This window comes from Arthrobacter sp. YAF34 (assembly GCF_052113245.1).
GTDB lineage: Bacteria > Actinomycetota > Actinomycetes > Actinomycetales > Micrococcaceae > Arthrobacter.
The window spans coordinates 136,111-156,728 of the sequence record NZ_JBFRCV010000003.1 but is presented as its reverse complement, the minus strand read 5'-3'; the positions used below and the strand labels follow the sequence as shown (position 1 = coordinate 156,728).

The following is a 20,618-nucleotide window of genomic DNA, read 5'->3' as shown; positions in this document are numbered from 1 at the left end:
AATTCCGCCACATCCACGTGCTTGCAATCCCGCCGGAAGTGGGGTAGACAAGTAGGTTGCTTTGCCGTATCGTAGATATTTGCGTCTTCCCTGTTTACCTTCAGCCTTCATATAGCGGTGGGCTTAGCCTGACAGCTGTTCCATCAATGTGCCGTCTACAACGTGCACCAGCATGGGCAGCGCGGGTCCCGGGTCATATAGCGGAACCGGACTGGTAGCGCTGCGGAGTCATTCTGCAGGGTGCACAACGGGGGAGATCTGACAACGCCTGAAGGTCTGTGGAAGGATCCCTCTTGGTCGCCTCGAGCACCTCTAATGTAAACAACGCTACCGCTATCAATGCCGACAGCACCGACGGTGCAACCCGCCGGCTCTCATTCGCAAAGATTCATGAACCTCTTGATGTTCCGAATCTGCTCGCCCTGCAAACGGACAGCTTTGACTGGCTGGTCGGAAACGAACGCTGGCAGGCGCGCGTAGCGAAGGCCGTCGAAGAAGGCGACCTCAGTGTCGCCACCACCTCGGGTCTGTCCGACATCTTCGAAGAGATCTCCCCGATCGAGGACTTCCAGGGCACCATGTCCCTGAGCTTCTCCGAGCCGGAGTTCGCTGACCCCAAATACACCATGGCCGAGTGCAAGGACCGGGACGCAACGTACTCGGCTCCGCTGTACGTCAAGGCCGAATTCATGAACAACAACACGGGCGAAATCAAGCAGCAGACCGTGTTCATGGGTGACTTCCCGCTGATGACCGAGAAGGGCACCTTCGTCGTCAACGGCACCGAGCGTGTCGTCGTCTCCCAGCTGGTCCGTTCGCCGGGCGCCTACTTTGAGCGCACCGCCGACAAGACCAGCGACAAGGACATCTTCACCGCGAAGATCATCCCGTCCCGCGGCGCCTGGTTCGAGCTCGAAATCGACAAGCGTGACCAGGTCGGCGTCCGTCTTGACCGCAAGCGCAAGCAGTCCGTCACCGTGCTGCTGAAGGCCCTCGGCTGGACCGAAGGCCAGATCCTCGAAGAGTTCGGCCAGTACGACTCCATGCGCGCCACGCTGGAGAAGGACGCCACCGAGACCCGCGAAGACGCGTTGCTGGACATCTACCGGAAGCTGCGCCCGGGCGAGCCGCCCACGGTTGAGGCTGCCCAGTCCCTGCTGGACAACCTGTACTTCAACTCCAAGCGCTACGATCTGGCCAAGGTCGGCCGTTACAAGATCAACCGCAAGCTTGGCATCGACCGCTCCCTTGGCGACAAGGAAGCTTCGGTCCTGCACGTTGAAGACATCGTGGCCATGATCAAGTTCCTGGTTGCCCTGCACGCCGGCGAGAAGACCCTCATGGGCAAGCGCGACGGCCAGGACCACGAGCTCCGCGTCGAGATCGATGACATCGACCACTTCGGCAACCGCCGCATCCGCGCCGTCGGCGAGCTCATCGAGAACCAGGTCCGCACCGGCCTGTCCCGCATGGAGCGCGTTGTCCGCGAACGCATGACGACTCAGGACGTCGAGGCCATCACGCCGCAGACCCTGATCAACATCCGCCCCGTTGTGGCAGCCATCAAGGAGTTCTTCGGAACGTCCCAGCTGTCCCAGTTCATGGACCAGAACAACCCGCTCTCGGGCCTCACCCACAAGCGCCGCCTGTCCGCGCTTGGCCCGGGTGGTCTGTCCCGTGACCGTGCCGGCATGGAAGTCCGTGACGTGCACCCGTCCCACTACGGACGTATGTGCCCCATCGAAACTCCTGAAGGCCCGAACATTGGTCTGATTGGTTCGCTGGCATCCTACGGACGCATCAACCCGTTCGGTTTCATCGAGACCCCGTACCGCCTTGTCTCCGAGGGCGTCGTTTCCGATGAGGTCAAGTACCTCACGGCCGACGACGAGGCCGAGGTCCTGATCGCACAGGCCAACGCCCCGCTCGACGAGAACAAGCGTTTCGCCGAGGAGACCGTCCTGGTCCGTGCCCGCGGTGGTGGAGGCGAGCCCGTGCTGGTTCCCGCCGCCGACGTCGAGTTCATGGACGTCTCCCCGCGCCAGATGGTGTCCGTGGCTACCGCCCTGATCCCGTTCCTCGAGCACGACGATGCTAACCGCGCACTCATGGGTGCCAACATGCAGCGCCAGGCCGTGCCGCTGGTCCGTTCCGAGGCGCCGTTCGTCGGTACCGGCATGGAGCGCGCCGCTGCAGTGGACGCCGGCGACGTCACCATCGCCAAGAAGGCCGGTGTGGTCACCGAGGTCTCCGCTGAGCTGGTCATCATGCTCAACGATGACGGTACGGAAACCAACTACCGCATCAACAAGTTCGCCCGCTCCAACCAGGGCAACTGCTACAACAACCGTGTCCTGGTGAACGAAGGCCAGCGCCTGGAAGTCGGCGGCATCATCGCTGACGGCCCGGCAACGGACCAGGGCGAACTCGCCCTCGGTAAGAACCTGCTCGTGGCATTCATGTCATGGGAAGGCCACAACTTCGAGGATGCCATCATCCTGTCCCAGCGCATCGTGGCCGAGGACGTCCTGTCCTCCATCCACATCGAGGAGCACGAGATCGATGCCCGCGACACCAAGCTTGGTGCCGAGGAAATCACCCGTGACATCCCCAACGTGTCTGAGGAAGTCCTGGCAGGCCTGGACGAGCGCGGCATCATCCACATTGGTGCCGAGGTCGAGGCCGGCGACATCCTGGTCGGCAAGGTCACCCCCAAGGGCGAAACCGAGCTGACCCCGGAAGAGCGCCTGCTGCGCGCCATCTTCGGTGAGAAGTCCCGCGAAGTGCGCGACACCTCCCTGAAGGTTCCGCACGGCGAGTCCGGCACCGTGATCGGTGTCCGCGTCTTCGACCGCGACAACGACGACGAGCTGCCCCCGGGCGTCAACCAGCTGGTGCGCGTTTACGTGGCCGCCAAGCGCAAGATCACCGACGGCGACAAGCTCGCCGGCCGTCACGGCAACAAGGGCGTTATCTCCAAGATCCTTCCGATCGAGGACATGCCCTTCCTTGCCGACGGCACCCCCGTTGATATCGTCCTGAACCCGCTGGGTGTTCCGGGCCGTATGAACGTCGGCCAGGTGCTGGAGACGCACCTCGGCTGGGTTGCCAAGACCGGTTGGAAGATCGAGGGCGAGCCCGAGTGGGTCAAGCAGCTGCCGAACCTGCCGCGCGAGAGTGGCCAGACCACTGTTGCAACGCCGGTCTTCGACGGTGCTCGTGAAGAGGAAATCACGGGCCTGCTCGATTCCACCAACGTCACCCGCGACGGCGACCGCCTGATCAACTCCTCGGGCAAGACCCGTCTGTTCGACGGCCGCTCCGGCGAGCCGTTCCCGGATCCGATCTCGGTCGGCTACATGTACATCCTGAAGCTCCACCACCTGGTGGACGACAAGATCCACGCACGCTCCACCGGCCCGTACTCCATGATCACGCAGCAGCCGCTGGGTGGTAAGGCACAGTTCGGTGGCCAGCGCTTCGGTGAAATGGAAGTGTGGGCGCTCGAAGCTTACGGCGCCGCCTACACGCTCCAGGAACTGCTCACGATCAAGTCGGATGATATCCACGGTCGTGTGAAGGTCTACGAAGCCATCGTCAAGGGCGAGAACATCCCCGAGCCGGGCGTTCCTGAGTCCTTCAAGGTCTTGATCAAGGAAATGCAGTCGCTGTGCCTGAACGTGGAAGTGCTTTCCACGGACGGAACCACAATTGAAATGCGTGACTCTGATGACGCAGTCTTCACGGCTGCGGAAGAACTGGGCATCGATCTGTCTCGTGCAGAGCCCAGTTCCGTAGAAGAGGTTTAGCAGGCTTCCGACGGCGGGCGGTTCCCGTCCGTCGTCGGAGTCCTCCCTCTTCCCGTAACCCAAGACTTCAGAATTTAGAGAACAAGAGAGAACAGGGACCATATGTCCAGCGAATCCTCCTTCGGCCTCATGCAGATCGGCCTCGCCACCGCGGAAGACATCCGTGGCTGGTCGTACGGCGAGGTTAAGAAGCCGGAAACCATCAACTACCGCACGCTCAAGCCCGAGAAGGACGGCCTCTTCTGCGAGAAGATCTTCGGCCCCTCCCGCGACTGGGAATGCTACTGCGGCAAGTACAAGCGCGTGCGCTTCAAGGGCATCATCTGCGAGCGGTGTGGCGTTGAGGTCACCCGCGCCAAGGTCCGCCGTGAGCGCATGGGCCACATCGAGCTGGCCGCCCCGGTCACGCACATCTGGTACTTCAAGGGCGTGCCCTCCCGTCTGGGCTACCTCCTTGACCTGGCACCGAAGGACCTCGAAAAGGTCATCTACTTCGCCGCCTACATGATCACGAGCGTCGACGCCGACAGCCGCCACGAAGAACTGCCCAACCTCCAGGTTGAGCACGACATCGAGAAGAAGCAGCTGATCGACAACCGCGACTCCGACATCGCCACGATCGCCCGCGACCTCGAGAACGAGCTTGCCCGTCTCGAAGGCGAAGGCGCGAAGGCTGCCGACAAGAAGAAGGCCCGCGACTCCGCTGACCGCCAGATGGCGAACGTCCGCAAGCGCGCCGACGCCGAAATCGAGCGCCTCGAGCAGGTCTGGGACCGCTTCAAGAACCTCAAGGTCGCAGACCTCGAAGGTGACGAAGGCCTGTACCGCGAACTGCGGGACCGCTACGGCATGTACTTCGAAGGCTCCATGGGTGCCGAAGCCATCAAGAAGCGTCTTGAGAACTTCGACATGCAGGCCGAGTCCGACATGCTGCGCGACATCATCGCCAACGGCAAGGGCCAGCGCAAGACCCGTGCCCTGAAGCGGCTCAAGGTGGTCAACGCCTTCCTTACCACCAACAACAGCCCGCTCGGCATGGTGCTGGACGCCGTCCCGGTGATCCCGCCGGAACTGCGCCCGATGGTCCAGCTGGACGGTGGCCGCTTCGCGACCTCCGACCTCAACGACCTGTACCGCCGCGTGATCAACCGCAACAACCGCCTCAAGCGCCTGCTTGATCTCGGTGCCCCGGAGATCATCGTCAACAACGAGAAGCGCATGCTTCAGGAAGCTGTTGACAGCCTCTTCGACAACGGCCGCCGCGGCCGTCCGGTCACCGGACCGGGCAACCGCCCGCTGAAGTCCCTGAGCGACATGCTCAAGGGCAAGCAGGGTCGTTTCCGCCAGAACCTCCTCGGCAAGCGCGTCGACTACTCCGGCCGTTCGGTCATCGTCGTCGGCCCGCAGCTGAAGTTGCACCAGTGTGGTCTGCCGAAGCAGATGGCTCTGGAGCTCTTCAAGCCGTTCGTGATGAAGCGCCTGGTTGACCTCAACCACGCGCAGAACATCAAGTCGGCCAAGCGCATGGTGGAGCGTTACCGTCCGCAGGTTTGGGACGTGCTCGAAGAGATCATCACCGAGCACCCCGTGCTGCTCAACCGTGCACCTACCCTGCACCGTCTCGGCATCCAGGCGTTCGAGCCGCAGCTCGTCGAAGGTAAGGCAATCCAGCTTCACCCGCTGGTTTGTGGCGCCTTCAACGCCGACTTCGACGGCGACCAGATGGCAGTGCACCTGCCGCTGAGCCCCGAAGCCCAGGCCGAGGCGCGCATCCTGATGCTGTCCTCGAACAACATCCTGAAGCCGTCTGACGGCCGCCCGGTGACCCTGCCGTCGCAGGATATGATCATCGGTCTCTACCACCTGACCACCAAGCGTGTCGGTTCGGCTGGCGAAGGCCGGATCTTCTCCTCGGTTGCGGAAGCCATCATGGCCTACGACCTCCACGAGCTGCACCTGAACTCCAAGGTCAAGATCCGGCTCGAGGGCTTCGTGCCCTACGCCGGCTGGGAAGCCCCGGAGGGCTGGGAGCCCGGTCAGACCGCACTGGTCGAGACCTCCCTCGGCCAGGTCATCTTCAACCAGACGCTGCCCGCGGACTACCCGTGGGTCGAGGATGTTGCCGACAAGGGCGAGCTGTCCCGGATCGTCAACGACCTCGCCGAGCGCTACCCGAAGGTCGTCACGGCGGCAACGCTGGACAACCTGAAGGATGCCGGTTTCTACTGGGCCACCCGCTCGGGTGTCACGGTTGCCATCTCGGACATCGAGGTTCCCAAGGACAAGCCGGTGATCCTCGCCGGTTACGAGACCATGGCTGCCAAGATCCAGGGCCAGTACGACAAGGGCCTGATCGATGACGACGAGCGTCGCCAGGAACTGATCGAAATCTGGAACAAGGCAACGAACGAGATCGCCCAGGCGATGCGTGACAGCCTGTCCCCGATGAACACGATCAACCGCATGGTGTCCTCGGGCGCACGTGGTAACTGGATGCAGGTCCGTCAGATCGCGGGTATCCGTGGCCTGGTGGCCAACCCTAAGGGTGAAATCATCCCGCGTCCGATCAAGTCCTCCTACCGCGAGGGCCTGTCGGTACTGGAATACTTCATCGCCACGCACGGTGCCCGTAAGGGTCTGGCTGACACCGCCCTGCGTACCGCCAACTCGGGTTACCTGACCCGGCGTCTGGTGGACGTTTCGCAGGACGTCATTGTCCGCGAAGAGGACTGCGGTACCGAGCGCGGCCTGATGACCGCCATCGCGGTGGCCGACGCCAACGGCGTCCTCGTCCTGGACGAGAACGTGGAGAACAGCGCCTACGCCCGCACCCTGGCCGTGGACGTCGTCGACTCCTCGGGCAAGGTCCTGGCAGCGGCCGGCACTGACTGCGGCGACGTCGTCATTGCCGAACTGTTCGCAGCCGGCATCACCGAGGTCAAGGTCCGCTCCGTACTCACCTGTGAGTCCAGCGTCGGTACCTGCGCCCTTTGCTACGGCCGTTCGCTGGCCACCGGCAAGACCGTCGACATCGGTGAGGCCGTGGGCATCATCGCCGCACAGTCCATCGGTGAGCCGGGCACCCAGCTGACCATGCGTACGTTCCACACCGGTGGTGCAGTTTCCGCCAGCGGCGGCGACGACATCACCCAGGGTCTGCCCCGTATCCAGGAGCTCTTCGAAGCCCGTACTCCGAAGGGTGTTGCGCCGATTGCTGAAGCAGCCGGCCGCATCACCATCGAAGAGTCCGAGCGCCAGATGCGCCTGGTCATCACCCCGGATGACGGATCTGAAGAGATCGCCTACCCGGTGCTGCGCCGTTCACGTCTTCTCATCGAAGACGGCGATCACGTCAGCGTCGGCCAGAAGCTCATCAACGGCCCGGTCGACCCCAAGCAGGTGCTGCGCATCATGGGTCCCCGTGCCGCGCAGAAGTTCCTGGTGGACGAAGTCCAGGGCGTGTACCGCAGCCAGGGCATCGGTATCCACGACAAGCACGTCGAGGTTATCGTCCGCCAGATGCTGCGCCGCGTCACGGTCATCGAGTCCGGTGAATCGGACCTGCTGCCCGGCGAGCTCGCCGAACGCAGCCGTTTCGAAGACGCCAACCGCCGCGTTGTGTCCGAGGGCAAGACGCCGGCTTCCGGCCGTCCCGAGCTCATGGGCATCACCAAGGCGTCCCTGGCGACCGAGTCCTGGCTGTCCGCAGCTTCCTTCCAGGAAACCACCCGCGTCCTGACGCAGGCGGCCATGGAAGGCAAGAGCGATCCGCTGCTCGGCCTCAAGGAAAACGTCATCATCGGTAAGCTCATCCCGGCCGGCACGGGTCTCCCGCGCTACACCGAGGTCACCGTGGAGCCCACTGAGGAAGCAAAGGCCAACCTGTTCACCGGCCCCAGCGCATTCAGTGACTTCTCCTACGACAGCCTGGGCGGCGACGGCGCTCCCGAGTTCCACGCCATCCCGTTGGATGACTACGATCTCGGCAGCGACTTCCGCTAACCGCTAGTTCGACGTCGGGCCCCGTCACCACTCTGCATTTCAGCGGAGCGGGGGCGGGGCCCTTCCGTTTCACCCCGTTCAACGATCCATTGCTGAGGTGCGGCCCTTTAGACCCCTCAGAAGGGCCGTACCTCAGCAATGGACGGGAATCGGTGCCGATTAAGGGCTGGGACCCGTCCGTGTTAGACTTGAGACTAATTGTTATTGTGGCAGTGGATGAGTGCGCCGGTGTTAGTGAGACAGCTTGCAGCTGTACAGCTAAACCAGGACGACGTTTCCGGTTTGCAGGGTTCTTGTGCAACGTATGCCACATTTTCGCATGCCTAGGGGCAGTTTGGGTCGAGAGATCGTGGACCCCGGCGTGCGGTCCGACTATTAAGGCTTCGCCTCAGCTGCTCTGGAGAGATCTTCAAGGCTCGAGCGGCGAGGCGCAGCGACAAGAGAGCGTCCGCCAACGGCCGCTCCGGATAAAACGGAGAACACGAGAGTGCCTACGATTAACCAGCTGGTCCGCAAGGGCCGCACGCCGAAGGTCAAAAAGACCAAGGCCCCCGCGCTTAACGGCAGCCCGATGCGCCGCGGTGTTTGCACCCGCGTTTACACGACGACCCCGAAGAAGCCGAACTCGGCTCTGCGTAAGGTCGCTCGTGTGCGCCTCAACGGTGGCATTGAAGTCACCGCTTACATCCCCGGTGTAGGCCACAACCTGCAGGAGCACTCCATTGTGCTCGTCCGCGGCGGCCGCGTGAAGGACCTTCCGGGTGTCCGCTACAAGATCGTCCGTGGCGCCCTCGATACCCAGGGTGTCAAGAACCGTAAGCAGGCTCGCAGCCGCTACGGCGCAAAGATGGAGAAGAAGTAATATGCCTCGCAAGGGTCCGGCCCCCAAGCGGCCGCTAGTTCTAGATCCCGTTTACGGCTCCCCGCTGGTCACCCAGCTCATCAACAAGGTGCTGGTTGACGGCAAGAAGTCCACCGCAGAGCGCATCGTTTACGGTGCCCTCGAAGGTGCTCGCGCCAAGTCCGGCGGCGACCCCGTTGCAGCCCTCAAGAAGGCCATGGAGAACGTCAAGCCTTCGCTTGAGGTCCGCTCCCGCCGTGTTGGTGGCGCCACCTACCAGGTTCCGGTTGAGGTCAAGCCGGGTCGTTCGACGGCCCTCGCCCTCCGCTGGCTGGTTGGCTACTCCAAGGCCCGCCGCGAAAAGACCATGACCGAGCGCCTCCAGAACGAGATTCTGGATGCCTCGAACGGTCTCGGTGCCGCTGTGAAGCGTCGCGAAGACACCCACAAGATGGCCGAGTCCAACAAGGCCTTCGCACACTACCGCTGGTAAAACTTCCCGGACGCCGCCGGCTCGACTGAGCCGGCGGCGAACGTGCAGTCCATCCGAAAGGGAGACACCGTGGCACAGGACGTGCTTACCGACCTTAGCAAGGTCCGCAACATCGGCATCATGGCCCACATTGATGCCGGCAAGACCACTACTACCGAGCGCATCCTGTTCTACACGGGTGTGAACCACAAGATCGGCGAAACGCACGACGGCGCTTCGACGACTGACTGGATGGAACAGGAAAAGGAACGCGGCATCACCATCACGTCTGCCGCCGTGACCTGCTTCTGGGAAAACAACCAGATCAACATCATCGACACCCCCGGCCACGTTGACTTCACGGTCGAGGTTGAGCGCTCCCTGCGCGTCCTCGACGGCGCAGTTGCCGTGTTCGATGGCAAGGAAGGCGTGGAGCCGCAGTCTGAGACTGTTTGGCGCCAGGCCGACAAGTACAACGTCCCGCGTATCTGCTTCGTCAACAAGATGGACAAGCTCGGCGCTGACTTCTACTTCACCGTCGACACCATCATCAGCCGCCTCGGTGCCAAGCCGCTCGTCATGCAGCTGCCGATCGGCGCCGAAAACGACTTCATCGGCGTCGTCGACCTCCTGTACATGCGCGCGCTGGTTTGGCCCGGCGACTCCAAGGGTGACGTCACCATGGGTGCGAAGTACGAGATCCGCGAGATCCCGGCTGACCTCCAGGCGAAGGCCGAAGAGTACCGCGCAACTCTCGTCGAGACTGTTGCCGAGTCCTCCGAGGAACTCATGGAGAAGTACCTCGAGGGCGAAGAGATCAGCATCGATGAGCTCAAGGCCGGCATCCGCAAGATGACGATCAACTCCGAGCTGTATCCGGTGTTCTGCGGTTCCGCGTTCAAGAACCGCGGCGTCCAGCCGATGCTCGACGCCGTTGTGGACTACCTGCCGAACCCGCTCGACGTCCCGCCGATGATCGGTCACGATCCCCGCGACGAAGAGAAGGAGCTTACCCGTAAGCCCTCTTCCGAAGAGCCCTTCTCCGCACTGGCCTTCAAGATCGCCGCGCACCCCTTCTTCGGCCAGCTGACCTTCATCCGCGTGTACTCCGGTCACGTGGAAGCAGGCTCGCAGGTGGTCAACTCCACCAAGGGCAAGAAGGAGCGCATCGGCAAGCTGTTCCAGATGCACGCCAACAAGGAAATGCCCGTCGAGGGCGCTACCGCCGGCCACATCTACGCAGCGATCGGCCTCAAGGACACCACCACGGGCGACACCCTGTGCGATCCGGCCAACCAGATTGTCCTCGAGTCCATGAGCTTCCCGGAGCCCGTGATCTCGGTTGCGATCGAGCCGAACACGAAGGGTGACCAGGAGAAGCTCTCCACGGCCATCCAGAAGCTCTCCGCTGAGGACCCGACCTTCCAGGTCTCCCTCAACGAGGACACCGGCCAGACCATCATCGCCGGCATGGGCGAGCTCCACCTGGACATCCTGGTGGACCGCATGCGCCGCGAATTCAAGGTTGAGGCGAACGTTGGCAAGCCGCAGGTTGCTTACCGCGAAACCATCAAGCGTGCTGTAGAGCGTCACGACTACACGCACAAGAAGCAGACCGGTGGTTCCGGCCAGTTCGCAAAGATCCAGATCGCGATCGAGCCGCTGGACACTGCGGAAGGCGAGCTGTACGAGTTCGAGAACAAGGTCACCGGTGGCCGTGTTCCGCGCGAGTACATCCCGTCCGTCGACGCCGGTATCCAGGATGCGCTCAACGACGGCGTCCTGGCCGGTTACCCGGTTGTCGGCATCAAGGCCACGCTGATTGACGGCGCGTACCACGATGTTGACTCCTCGGAAATGGCGTTCAAGATCGCCGGCCGTATGGCTTTCAAGGAAGCCGCACGCAAGGCGAACCCTGTCCTGCTCGAACCGCTGATGGATGTCGAGGTCCGCACCCCTGAGGAATACATGGGTGAAGTTATCGGTGACCTCAACTCCCGCCGTGGCCAGATGCAGTCCATGGAAGATGCCCAGGGCGTCAAGGTTATTCGTGCGCACGTCCCGCTGTCCGGCATGTTCGGCTACATCGGTGACCTGCGGTCGAAGACCCAGGGCCGCGCTGTGTACTCCATGACGTTCAACAGCTACGCCGAGGTCCCGAAGGCAGTCGCCGACGAGATCATCCAGAAGAACCGCGGCGAGTAGTCCCTAGGACTCATCGCAGCAACAAAAACTCGGGTGCGTCTCCGCCAGCGGAGATACATCTGGTGCAGGCGGCCGGACTTCGGTCAGCTGTAGTCCGGCAAGGCCGGAGTTCGGCCGCCTGCACGAACAGGCTCTAGGCACTAGCATTAGTACCTGAATCTGCAATTTCATCAATCCAAAGCCCCCCAAGTAGACTTACTGAAGTTTCTGCCGCGACAAGCGCGGCCGAAGGGTAAGTCAATTTGAAAACGTTCTAGGAGGAACCTGTGGCAAAGGCAAAGTTCGAGCGGACTAAGCCGCACGTTAACATCGGTACCATTGGTCACGTTGACCACGGTAAGACGACGCTGACGGCCGCCATTTCCAAGGTGCTGTACGACAAGTACCCGACTCTCAACGAGAAGCGTGACTTCGCGTCCATTGACTCTGCTCCCGAAGAGCGTCAGCGCGGCATTACCATCAACATCTCCCACGTTGAGTACCAGACCGAGAAGCGCCACTACGCACACGTAGACGCTCCGGGTCACGCTGACTACATCAAGAACATGATCACCGGCGCGGCTCAGATGGACGGTGCAATCCTCGTGGTTGCAGCCACTGACGGCCCGATGGCTCAGACCCGCGAGCACGTTCTGCTTGCCCGCCAGGTTGGCGTTCCCTACCTGCTGGTCGCGCTGAACAAGGCAGACATGGTCGATGACGAAGAGCTCCTCGACCTCGTCGAAATGGAAGTTCGTGAGCTGCTCAGCTCGCAGGGCTTCGATGGCGATGAGGCTCCGGTAGTCCGCGTTTCGGGCCTGAAGGCTCTGGAAGGCGACCCGGTTTGGGTCAAGTCCGTTGAGGACCTCATGGCAGCCGTTGACGAGTCCGTTCCGGACCCGATCCGCGACCGCGACAAGCCCTTCCTGATGCCGATCGAAGATGTCTTCACGATCACCGGCCGTGGCACCGTTGTTACGGGCCGCGCCGAGCGTGGAACCCTCGCCATCAACTCCGAGGTCGAGATCGTCGGCATCCGCCCGGTCCAGAAGACCACGGTTACCGGTATCGAGATGTTCCACAAGCAGCTCGACGAAGCATGGGCCGGCGAGAACTGTGGCCTCCTGCTCCGCGGTCTGAAGCGCGACGATGTCGAGCGTGGCCAGGTTGTCGTCAAGCCGGGTTCCATCACCCCGCACACCGACTTCGAGGCTAACGTCTACATCCTCTCCAAGGACGAAGGCGGACGTCACAACCCGTTCTACTCCAACTACCGCCCGCAGTTCTACTTCCGCACCACGGACGTAACCGGCGTTATCACCCTGCCGGAAGGCACGGAAATGGTTATGCCCGGCGACAACACTGAGATGACCGTTGCGCTCATCCAGCCCATCGCCATGGAAGAGGGCCTCGGCTTCGCTATCCGCGAAGGCGGCCGCACCGTTGGTTCGGGACGCGTCACCAAGATCCTCAAGTAGTACTTGCTGATCACGGTTTTCTTGGCCGCCTGACGGTCACGGACAACTAAGGGAACAGCCCCGCTGCACTTGCAGCGGGGCTGTTCCTTTTAAGTTCCTGATACCTTTGCAGGAGGGGAAAGGAGCTCACCATGGGCTGGTTCATTTTTCTGCTACTCGCCGCGGTAGTCGTCGCGTTCTTCTGGGCGAAGAGGCACTTCCGCCACGAGATCGAGCGCACCAAGCGCATCACGCGGGCGAACCGCAACCAATAGCGTCCTGCCCGGGCGGCACTCAGGCCCGACGGGCCCGGGCTAGGGCCCGGTACCAGTAGTACGAGTCCTTCGGCGTGCGCTGGAGGGTCTCGAAATCCACATGCACCAGGCCGAAGCGCTGCGAGTACCCGGCAGCCCATTCGAAGTTGTCCATCAGCGTCCAGACGTAGTAGCCGAGCAGGTCGACGTCGTCGGCGATGCCTCCGGGGGACGTGGCATCGACCGCCTGGCCCAGGTGCGCGGCCAGGTAGCTGATCCGGGCGGCGTCCGGGATGGGACCGGTGACGTGATCGGGCTCGGGGAAGCTCGCCCCGCTTTCGGTGATATACAGCGGCGGCAACGAGGCACCGTACCTGTCCTTAAGCTCCCGCAGCAGGATGCCCAGGTGGTCGGGCGCGACCGGCCAGCCGAAGCCGGTGAGCTCATATTCCGGGAACCCGGCAAGGTGGAACGGCACCTTCAGCATCGCCTCCGCCGGACCGGAGGGGCTGTCGCCGCCGCGCCCCGTCGCGACCCTCACGGGGTAGTAGTAGTTCAGCCCGTAGAAGTCCAGCGGCTGGTGGATGGCGGCGAGGTCAGCGTCCGGGATGCTCCGCAGCGAACGAAACCACGGCCTGGCCAGCAGCGGCGGCTTGGGAAAGCGGCCCAGGAGGATGGGGTCCGCGTAGAGCCGGTTCAGCATGACGTCGAACACCTTGGCGAGCAGCCGGTCGGTGACCGAGCCGGACGCCGGGCGGACCGGAGAATGCAGGTTCGTGACGCCGACGGCGCCGCTGACGCCCGCCGCCCGCAGCGCCTGCACCGCGAGTCCATGGCCAAGGAGCTGATGGTGCACCGACGGCAGGGCATCGAAGAGCAGGCCATGGCCGGGCGCATGGGTCCCGAGGGCGTAGCCGTTGAGGGTGACGGAGGCGGGCTCGTTCAGCGTCACCCACTGCGCCACGCGGTCGCCGAACCGTGCACCGGCGGCCGCGCTGTACTCGGCGAACCGTTCCGCCGTCGTACGGTTCATCCAGCCGCCCCGCTGCTCAAGGGGCAGCGGCGTGTCCCAGTGATACAGGGTGGCCATGGGGGAGATGCCGGCGGCGAGCAGCTGGTCGATGAGGCGGTCATAGAAGTCCAGGCCGGCGCCGTTGAAGGGGCCGCTGCCGCCGGGCTGGATCCGCGGCCAGGAGATCGAGAACCGGTAGGAGTCGATCCCGAGGTCGCGCATGAGCCCGATGTCTTCCTCCGCCCGGTTGTAGTGGTCGCAGGCGACGGCGGGGGAGTGCCCGTGCAGGATGTTCCCCGGCTTTTCAGCAAAGGCGTCCCAACCCGAGGGCCCGCGGCCGCCGGCCGCGAGGTTTCCCTCGATCTGGAAGGCCGCGGACGCTACTCCCAGCGTGAATTCCGGGCCCAGGCGTGCAGCGAGGGCCTGAACTGCAAGAGAATCCTGCACCGTCATGCCCCCATCATCCATTCGATGGTCTTTGAGGACAATGTCTGACCGGCCCCTTCACGGGCCTGATTCGCTTCTGCCCGTAAATTCCGGCATACTAGATGAGTTGTTCAAGCGCTCTTTCGCGTCCCGATCCGGATAATGCCGGGTGTCAGGGTCCAGGTGAGAGACCAAACATAACCCACTCCCCATGGAATTGCGGACGCGTATGTGTGAAAACGTACGACACGCCCGACCGCGGGGGTCGGTTACGTCGGCAGGCTGAGGAACCCGGATCCTTCCGGATTCAGCTTGTGCGGCGGGTGGTAGTCACGACCTCAAATGCTTCGGCAGCCATACAACGAGTAAGTAAACAGGGCAGCCCCAAACAGGGGAAGCACAGACTGAAAGAGAGTCAGGCGACATGGCGGGACAAAAAATCCGCATCCGGCTGAAGTCATACGACCACGAGGTCATTGACGTTTCAGCACGGAAGATCGTTGAGACGGTCACGCGCGCAGGCGCAACGGTAGTGGGCCCCGTGCCGCTGCCGACGGAGAAGAACGTTTACTGCGTTATCCGCTCTCCTCACAAGTACAAGGACAGCCGCGAGCACTTCGAAATGCGCACGCACAAGCGTCTGATCGACATCATCGACCCCACGCCCAAGGCTGTTGACTCGCTCATGCGTCTCGACCTGCCGGCCGACGTGAACATCGAAATCAAGCTGTAGGGAGGTGCTGAGAGACTATGACCGCAACCCGTAACGTAAAGGGCCTGCTGGGCACGAAGCTCGGCATGACCCAGGTCTGGGACGAGAACAACAAGCTCATCCCCGTCACTGTGGTCCAGGCTGACTCGAACGTCATCACGCAGCTGCGCAATGCAGAAACTGATGGCTATGTCGCCGTTCAGATCGGCTACGGCCAGATCGATCCCCGCAAGGTCACCAAGCCGCTGGCTGGTCACTTTGAAAAGGCAGGCGTCACGCCTCGCCGCCACGTCGTAGAACTGCGCACTGCAGATGCTGACTCTTACGAGCTGGGCCAGGAGCTCTCCGTAGAGCTCTTCGAAGCCGGCCAGAAGATCGACGTCGTTGGCACCACCAAGGGTAAGGGCTTCGCCGGTGTTATGAAGCGTCACGGCTTCCACGGCGTTGGAGCTTCCCACGGTGCCCACAAGAACCACCGCAAGCCCGGTTCAATCGGTGGCGCATCCACCCCGAGCCGCGTCTTCAAGGGCATGAAAATGGCCGGCCGCATGGGCGCCGTTCGTCACACCACGCTGAACCTCACGGTCCACGCGGTTGACGTCGAGAAGTCGCTGCTCCTGATCAAGGGCGCCGTCCCCGGCSCCCGCGGCCAGGTCGTACTCGTACGCACCGCCGTGAAGGGAGCCTAGTTCAATGACTAGCACTGTCAAGGTTGACCTGCCTGCAGAGATCTTCGACGTACAGACCAACGTGCCGCTGCTGCACCAGGTCGTCGTTGCCCAGCTCGCTGCTGCTCGCCAGGGTACCCACAAGACCAAGACCCGCGCCGAGGTTTCCGGTGCAGGTCGCAAGCCGTTCAAGCAGAAGGGCACCGGCCGCGCCCGTCAGGGTTCCATCCGTGCTCCTCACATGACCGGTGGTGGCGTTGTCCACGGCCCCACGCCGCGTGACTACAGCCAGCGCACCCCCAAGAAGATGATTGCTGCTGCACTGCGCGGCGCACTCTCGGACCGCGCCCGCAACGGCCGCGTCCACGTCGTTGCTGACCTGGTTGCCGGCTCCAAGCCGTCCTCCAAGGAAGCACTGGCAACCCTGCGCGGAGTTTCCGAGCGCAAGAACCTGCTCGTTGTCATTGAGCGCGCCAACGATGTTGCTGCACTGTCCGTGCGCAACCTCGAGGAAGTTCACGTTCTGTACGCAGACCAGCTGAACACCTACGACGTTCTCGTTTCCGACGACGTAGTCTTCACCAAGGCTGCCTACGAAGCATTCGTTGCTGACAAGGTTGCAAAGAACGAGGAGGATGCCAAGTGAGTGCAGCCACCATCAAAGACCCGCGCGACGTCGTGCTTGCACCCGTTGTCTCGGAAAAGAGCTACGGCCTGATCGATGAGGGCAAGTACACCTTCCTGGTGGACCCCCGCTCGAACAAGACCGAGATCAAGCTGGCTGTGGAGAAGATTTTCTCCGTCAAGGTCGACTCGATCAACACCATCAACCGTGCCGGTAAGCGCAAGCGCACCAAATTCGGCTGGGGTACCCGCAAGAACACCAAGCGTGCCATTGTGAGCCTCAAAGAAGGCACTATCGACATCTTCGGCGGTCCGCTTTCATAGCGGAGACCACTTTAACGAGGAAATAAATTATGGGAATCCGTAAATACAAGCCGACTACCCCGGGCCGTCGTGGCTCGAGCGTAGCGGACTTCACTGAAATCACGCGGTCGACGCCGGAAAAGTCGTTGGTACGTCCCCTCCCGAAAAAGGGTGGCCGTAACAACTCCGGTAAGATCACGACCCGTCACAAGGGTGGTGGACACAAGCGCCAGTACCGTCTGATCGACTTCCGTCGCCACGACAAGGACGGCGTCAACGCCCGCGTTGCCGAAATCGAGTACGACCCGAACCGTACGGCTCGGATCGCCCTCCTGCACTACGTTGATGGCACCAAGCGTTACATCATCGCCCCGAACAAGCTGTCCCAGGGCGACTTCGTAGAGGCTGGCGCCGACGCTGACATCAAGCCCGGCAACAACCTTCCGCTGCGCAACATCCCGGTCGGTACCGTAATCCACGCAGTCGAACTGCGTCCGGGTGGCGGCGCCAAGATGGGCCGCTCCGCCGGCGCATCGATCCAGCTCGTTGCAAAGGAAGGCCGTTTCGCCCAGCTGCGTCTGCCTTCCGGCGAAATCCGCAACGTTGACGTGCGCTGCCGCGCAACCGTCGGCGAGGTCGGCAACGCCGAGCAGTCGAACATCAACTGGGGTAAGGCCGGCCGTATGCGCTGGAAGGGCGTTCGCCCGACCGTCCGTGGTGTCGCCATGAACCCGGTTGACCACCCCCACGGTGGTGGCGAGGGTAAGACGTCCGGTGGACGTCACCCCGTCAACCCGAACGGTAAGCGCGAAGGCCGCACCCGCCGTCCCAACAAAGAGAGCGACAAGCTTATTGTTCGTCGCCGTCGTACTGGCAAGAACAAGCGATAGGAGCCTGGACACATGCCACGCAGCCTGAAAAAAGGTCCTTTCGTTGACCAGCACCTCTTTGTAAAGGTAGCCAGGGAAAACGAAAAGGGCACCAAGAACGTCATCAAGACCTGGTCCCGCCGTTCGATGATCGTCCCCGACATGCTCGGCCACACGATCGCCGTACACGACGGACGCAAGCACATCCCCGTGTTTGTCACTGAGTCGATGGTCGGGCACAAGCTCGGCGAATTCGCTCCCACGCGGACATTCCGCGGCCATGTCAAGGACGACCGTAAGGGCAAGCGCCGCTAGGCGCCTGCACTTACGTCAAAGACGAGAGAAGGAAAGCAATGGAAGCCAAGGCAATTGCGCGTCACATCCGCGTAACGCCTATGAAGGCCCGGCGCGTCGTCAACCTTGTTCGTGGTAAGCAAGCGAATGAGGCTCTGGCAATTCTGAAGTTTGCCCCCCAGGCAGCTTCGGAGCCGGTATTCAAGGTAGTTCAGTCGGCAATCTCCAACGCCCGGGTCCTCGCGGACCGCGACGGCGTGGCGTTTGACGAAGGTGACCTCATCATCAGCGAAGCGTTTGTTGATGAAGGCCCGACCATGAAGCGGTTCCAGCCGCGAGCCCAGGGTCGTGCATTTCAGATCAAGAAGCGCACGAGCCACATCACCGTGGTAGTCGCTACCCCGGAGAAAGAGGAGGCTCGCTAAGTGGGACAGAAAGTTAACCCGCACGGGTTCCGACTCGGCATCACCACCGATCACGTATCGCACTGGTTTGCTGACAGCACCAAGGCCGGCCAGCGGTACAAGGACTTCGTTCGCGAAGACATCCGTATCCGCCAGCTCATGTCCACGGGCATGGAGCGGGCCGGCATCGCCAAGGTCGAAATCGAGCGCACCCGCGACCGTGTCCGCGTGGATATCCACACGGCACGTCCGGGCATCGTTATCGGCCGCCGCGGCGCCGAAGCAGACCGCATCCGCGGCGAGCTTGAGAAGCTCACCGGCAAGCAGGTTCAGCTGAACATCCTCGAGGTCAAGAACCCCGAGATGGAAGCTCAGCTTGTTGCCCAGGGCGTTGCTGAGCAGCTGACTTCCCGCGTGGCTTTCCGCCGTGCGATGAAGAAGGCCATGCAGTCCGCGCAGCGTGCCGGTGCCAAGGGCATCCGTATTGCCTGCTCGGGTCGACTGGGCGGCGCTGAAATGTCCCGCTCGGAGTTCTACCGCGAAGGCCGTGTGCCCCTGCACACCCTGCGTGCGAACATCGACTACGGCTTCTACGAGGCCAAGACCACCTTCGGCCGCATCGGCGTGAAGGTCTGGATCTACAAGGGCGACGTCACCGCCAAGGAACTGGCTCAGCAGGCAGCTGCTGCTCCGTCCCGCGGCCGTGGTGCCAGCGACCGTCCGGGCCGCCCGGGTGGCGCTGACCGTGGTGACCGCCGTCGTCGTACCGACCGCCCGGCAGCCGAGGCAGCACCCGCTGCTGAAGCTCCGGCAGTTGAGGCCGGTGCCGCAGGCACGGCGCAGTCAGTAGAAGGAGGACAGGCTTAAATGCTTATCCCACGTCGAGTCAAGCACCGTAAGCAGCACCACCCGGGTCGTTCCGGCGCTGCTACGGGCGGCACCCAGGTCTCCTTCGGTGAGTGGGGCATCCAGGCTCTGAGCCCGGCTTATGTCACGAACCGTCAGATCGAATCTGCCCGTATCGCGATGACCCGCCACATCAAGCGTGGCGGAAAGGTCTGGATCAACATTTACCCGGACCGTCCGCTGACGAAGAAGCCGGCCGAAACCCGCATGGGTTCCGGTAAGGGTTCTCCGGAATGGTGGGTCTCAAACGTCAAGCCGGGCCGGGTTCTCTTCGAACTCTCCGGTGTCAGTGAAGAGGTAGCTCGCGAGGCCCTGCGCCTGGCAATCCACAAGCTGCCGTTGAAGGCACGCATTGTGCGTCGCGAAGGTGGTGAGTAGAAATGGCAGTAGGATCCAAGGAACTTGCATCCGCACAGCTGGACGGTTTCGACAACGAGCGTCTCGTTGAAGAACTCCGCAAGGCCAAGGAAGAGCTGTTCAACCTGCGTTTCCAGTCCGCCACCGGTCAGCTGGAGAACCACGGTCGTCTGCGCGCGGTAAAGAAGGACATCGCCCGCATCTACACCGTGCTCCGTGAGCGCGAGCTGGGCATTCGTGCCGAGGTTGCCGCACCGGTTGTGGAGGCCAAGGAAGAGAAGAAGTCCAAGAAGGCTGCAACCAAGAAGGCTGAAAAGGCTGAAACGGTTGAAACCGAGGAGGATGCCAAGTGAGTGAAAAGGACGAGAACGTGACGGAAACTGTTTCCGACGCAGCCAAGGCTGACGAGCGCGGTTACCGTAAGACGAAGCGCGGCTACGTCGTCTCGGACAAGATGGAAAAGACCATCGTTGTCCAGGTCGAAGACCGCGTGAAGCACGCCCTCTACGGCAAGGTCATCCGCCGCAACGCCAAGATCAAGGCCCACGACGAAGAGAACAGCGCCGGCATCGGCGACCTCGTGCTCCTCGCCGAGACCCGCCCGCTGTCCGCTACCAAGCGGTGGCGTCTGGTCGAGATCCTCGAGAAGGCCAAGTAACACCTGCACCTAGGTGCCTGGTGATACAGCAGAAGCCCTCGTTCCCCTTTGGGGAGCGGGGGCTTCTGCGTTGCCGGCGTGCCCGCGGGCTGGCGCGTGCAGGCGGCCGGGCTGTGATATGGGGATACGCCCAAAACGTGCTAAGATTTTGAGTTTGTATGGCGCATTTTGCGCGCCGTCATCAACCTCGTAAACAATCGTGCCACGGCATAGTGCCCCCTTGCGCCCCGATCCGTCGGAATGCGCCTGGGAAGCAAATGTTTTTGGCACGGGCGTTTAGGCCTGGTCTGGCAAAATCCAGGCAGGTCAAGAGACACCCCGATCAACCGTTCCGCAAGGCTCATTCCGTAGGAAGATTTTCGGTCT

General features: G+C 62.4%; 19 protein-coding genes. 18 read left to right on the top strand and 1 reads right to left on the bottom strand.

The annotated features are described in order from the left end of the window. Positions 1–293: 293 nt before the first annotated feature. The 7 genes from rpoB to AB4Y72_RS05155 all read left to right on the top strand — a co-directional run bounded on the left by rpoB (position 294) and on the right by AB4Y72_RS05155 (position 13,040). Positions 294–3,809 carry a DNA-directed RNA polymerase subunit beta gene (gene rpoB / locus AB4Y72_RS05185; protein WP_116765102.1) on the top strand — a complete coding sequence of 1,172 codons (3,516 nt, stop codon included), beginning with the start codon at positions 294–296 and terminating at the stop codon, positions 3,807–3,809. A gap of 102 nt (positions 3,810–3,911) precedes the next feature. Continuing rightward, positions 3,912–7,811 (top strand): DNA-directed RNA polymerase subunit beta', encoded by a 3,900-nt coding sequence (locus AB4Y72_RS05180; protein WP_441425083.1) that lies wholly within the window; start codon positions 3,912–3,914, stop codon positions 7,809–7,811. A gap of 487 nt (positions 7,812–8,298) precedes the next feature. After that, entirely contained in the window at positions 8,299–8,673 is a 375-nt protein-coding gene (gene rpsL / locus AB4Y72_RS05175; protein WP_018773658.1) for a 30S ribosomal protein S12, read from the top strand. 1 nt (position 8,674) lies between these two features. Continuing rightward, entirely contained in the window at positions 8,675–9,145 is a 471-nt protein-coding gene (gene rpsG / locus AB4Y72_RS05170; protein ID WP_011692813.1) for a 30S ribosomal protein S7, read from the top strand. A gap of 69 nt (positions 9,146–9,214) precedes the next feature. After that, positions 9,215–11,329: an elongation factor G gene (fusA, locus tag AB4Y72_RS05165; protein WP_441425082.1), complete on the top strand. Its 2,115-nt coding sequence runs from the start codon at positions 9,215–9,217 to the stop codon at positions 11,327–11,329. 266 nt (positions 11,330–11,595) lie between these two features. Further along, positions 11,596–12,786, top strand: coding sequence for an elongation factor Tu (gene tuf, locus AB4Y72_RS05160; RefSeq protein ID WP_116765100.1), 1,191 nt, complete (start codon positions 11,596–11,598; stop codon positions 12,784–12,786). 131 nt (positions 12,787–12,917) lie between these two features. Next, entirely contained in the window at positions 12,918–13,040 is a 123-nt protein-coding gene (locus tag AB4Y72_RS05155) for a hypothetical protein (RefSeq protein ID WP_441425081.1), read from the top strand. A gap of 19 nt (positions 13,041–13,059) precedes the next feature. Here the strand turns inward: AB4Y72_RS05155 and AB4Y72_RS05150 are convergent, their stop codons facing one another. Beyond that, a complete protein-coding gene (locus AB4Y72_RS05150; RefSeq protein WP_441425080.1) occupies positions 13,060–14,484 on the bottom strand; it encodes a GH1 family beta-glucosidase in 1,425 nt (474 codons plus the stop codon). A 397-nt stretch (positions 14,485–14,881) separates the two neighbouring features. Here AB4Y72_RS05150 and rpsJ point away from each other — a divergent pair, with 397 nt between their 5' ends. The 11 genes from rpsJ to rpsQ are packed head-to-tail and all read left to right on the top strand — an operon-like array spanning position 14,882 to position 20,252. Continuing rightward, positions 14,882–15,190: a 30S ribosomal protein S10 gene (rpsJ, locus tag AB4Y72_RS05145; RefSeq protein WP_003803825.1), complete on the top strand. Its 309-nt coding sequence runs from the start codon at positions 14,882–14,884 to the stop codon at positions 15,188–15,190. 17 nt (positions 15,191–15,207) lie between these two features. Next, positions 15,208–15,858: a 50S ribosomal protein L3 gene (gene rplC, locus AB4Y72_RS05140; protein ID WP_441425079.1), complete on the top strand. Its 651-nt coding sequence runs from the start codon at positions 15,208–15,210 to the stop codon at positions 15,856–15,858. A gap of 4 nt (positions 15,859–15,862) precedes the next feature. After that, positions 15,863–16,483 carry a 50S ribosomal protein L4 gene (rplD, locus tag AB4Y72_RS05135; protein ID WP_026537568.1) on the top strand — a complete coding sequence of 207 codons (621 nt, stop codon included), beginning with the start codon at positions 15,863–15,865 and terminating at the stop codon, positions 16,481–16,483. Continuing rightward, entirely contained in the window at positions 16,480–16,785 is a 306-nt protein-coding gene (gene rplW, locus AB4Y72_RS05130; RefSeq protein WP_024366132.1) for a 50S ribosomal protein L23, read from the top strand. Before rplD ends, rplW begins: the two co-directional genes overlap by 4 nt. 29 nt (positions 16,786–16,814) lie before the next feature. Next, positions 16,815–17,654, top strand: a complete 840-nt coding sequence (rplB, locus tag AB4Y72_RS05125) for a 50S ribosomal protein L2 (protein WP_026266473.1) — start codon at positions 16,815–16,817, stop codon at positions 17,652–17,654. 12 nt (positions 17,655–17,666) lie between these two features. Then, positions 17,667–17,948: a 30S ribosomal protein S19 gene (rpsS, locus tag AB4Y72_RS05120; protein WP_018773666.1), complete on the top strand. Its 282-nt coding sequence runs from the start codon at positions 17,667–17,669 to the stop codon at positions 17,946–17,948. Between the two features lie 38 nt (positions 17,949–17,986). Continuing rightward, positions 17,987–18,352 carry a 50S ribosomal protein L22 gene (gene rplV / locus AB4Y72_RS05115; RefSeq protein ID WP_003803798.1) on the top strand — a complete coding sequence of 122 codons (366 nt, stop codon included), beginning with the start codon at positions 17,987–17,989 and terminating at the stop codon, positions 18,350–18,352. Then, entirely contained in the window at positions 18,353–19,198 is an 846-nt protein-coding gene (gene rpsC, locus AB4Y72_RS05110) for a 30S ribosomal protein S3 (RefSeq protein WP_441425078.1), read from the top strand. Beyond that, complete coding sequence (gene rplP, locus AB4Y72_RS05105) at positions 19,199–19,615, top strand: 50S ribosomal protein L16 (protein ID WP_018773668.1); 417 nt, start codon at positions 19,199–19,201, stop codon at positions 19,613–19,615. Between the two features lie 2 nt (positions 19,616–19,617). Continuing rightward, positions 19,618–19,947 carry a 50S ribosomal protein L29 gene (rpmC, locus tag AB4Y72_RS05100; RefSeq protein ID WP_066436863.1) on the top strand — a complete coding sequence of 110 codons (330 nt, stop codon included), beginning with the start codon at positions 19,618–19,620 and terminating at the stop codon, positions 19,945–19,947. After that, positions 19,944–20,252, top strand: coding sequence for a 30S ribosomal protein S17 (gene rpsQ / locus AB4Y72_RS05095; RefSeq protein ID WP_051628707.1), 309 nt, complete (start codon positions 19,944–19,946; stop codon positions 20,250–20,252). Before rpmC ends, rpsQ begins: the two co-directional genes overlap by 4 nt. The last annotated feature ends 366 nt before the right edge of the window (positions 20,253–20,618 follow it).

Coding starts and splice junctions, on each gene's coding strand:
- AB4Y72_RS05180 (WP_441425083.1), top strand. CDS start 3,912: ATGTCCAGCGAATCCTCCTTCGGCCTCATGCAGATCGGCCTCGCCACC.
- rpsG (WP_011692813.1), top strand. CDS start 8,675: ATGCCTCGCAAGGGTCCGGCCCCCAAGCGGCCGCTAGTTCTAGATCCC.
- AB4Y72_RS05155 (WP_441425081.1), top strand. CDS start 12,918: ATGGGCTGGTTCATTTTTCTGCTACTCGCCGCGGTAGTCGTCGCGTTC.
- AB4Y72_RS05150 (WP_441425080.1), bottom strand. CDS start 14,484: ATGACGGTGCAGGATTCTCTTGCAGTTCAGGCCCTCGCTGCACGCCTG.
- rpsJ (WP_003803825.1), top strand. CDS start 14,882: ATGGCGGGACAAAAAATCCGCATCCGGCTGAAGTCATACGACCACGAG.
- rplD (WP_026537568.1), top strand. CDS start 15,863: ATGACTAGCACTGTCAAGGTTGACCTGCCTGCAGAGATCTTCGACGTA.
- rplB (WP_026266473.1), top strand. CDS start 16,815: ATGGGAATCCGTAAATACAAGCCGACTACCCCGGGCCGTCGTGGCTCG.
- rpsS (WP_018773666.1), top strand. CDS start 17,667: ATGCCACGCAGCCTGAAAAAAGGTCCTTTCGTTGACCAGCACCTCTTT.
- rplV (WP_003803798.1), top strand. CDS start 17,987: ATGGAAGCCAAGGCAATTGCGCGTCACATCCGCGTAACGCCTATGAAG.
- rplP (WP_018773668.1), top strand. CDS start 19,199: ATGCTTATCCCACGTCGAGTCAAGCACCGTAAGCAGCACCACCCGGGT.
- rpmC (WP_066436863.1), top strand. CDS start 19,618: ATGGCAGTAGGATCCAAGGAACTTGCATCCGCACAGCTGGACGGTTTC.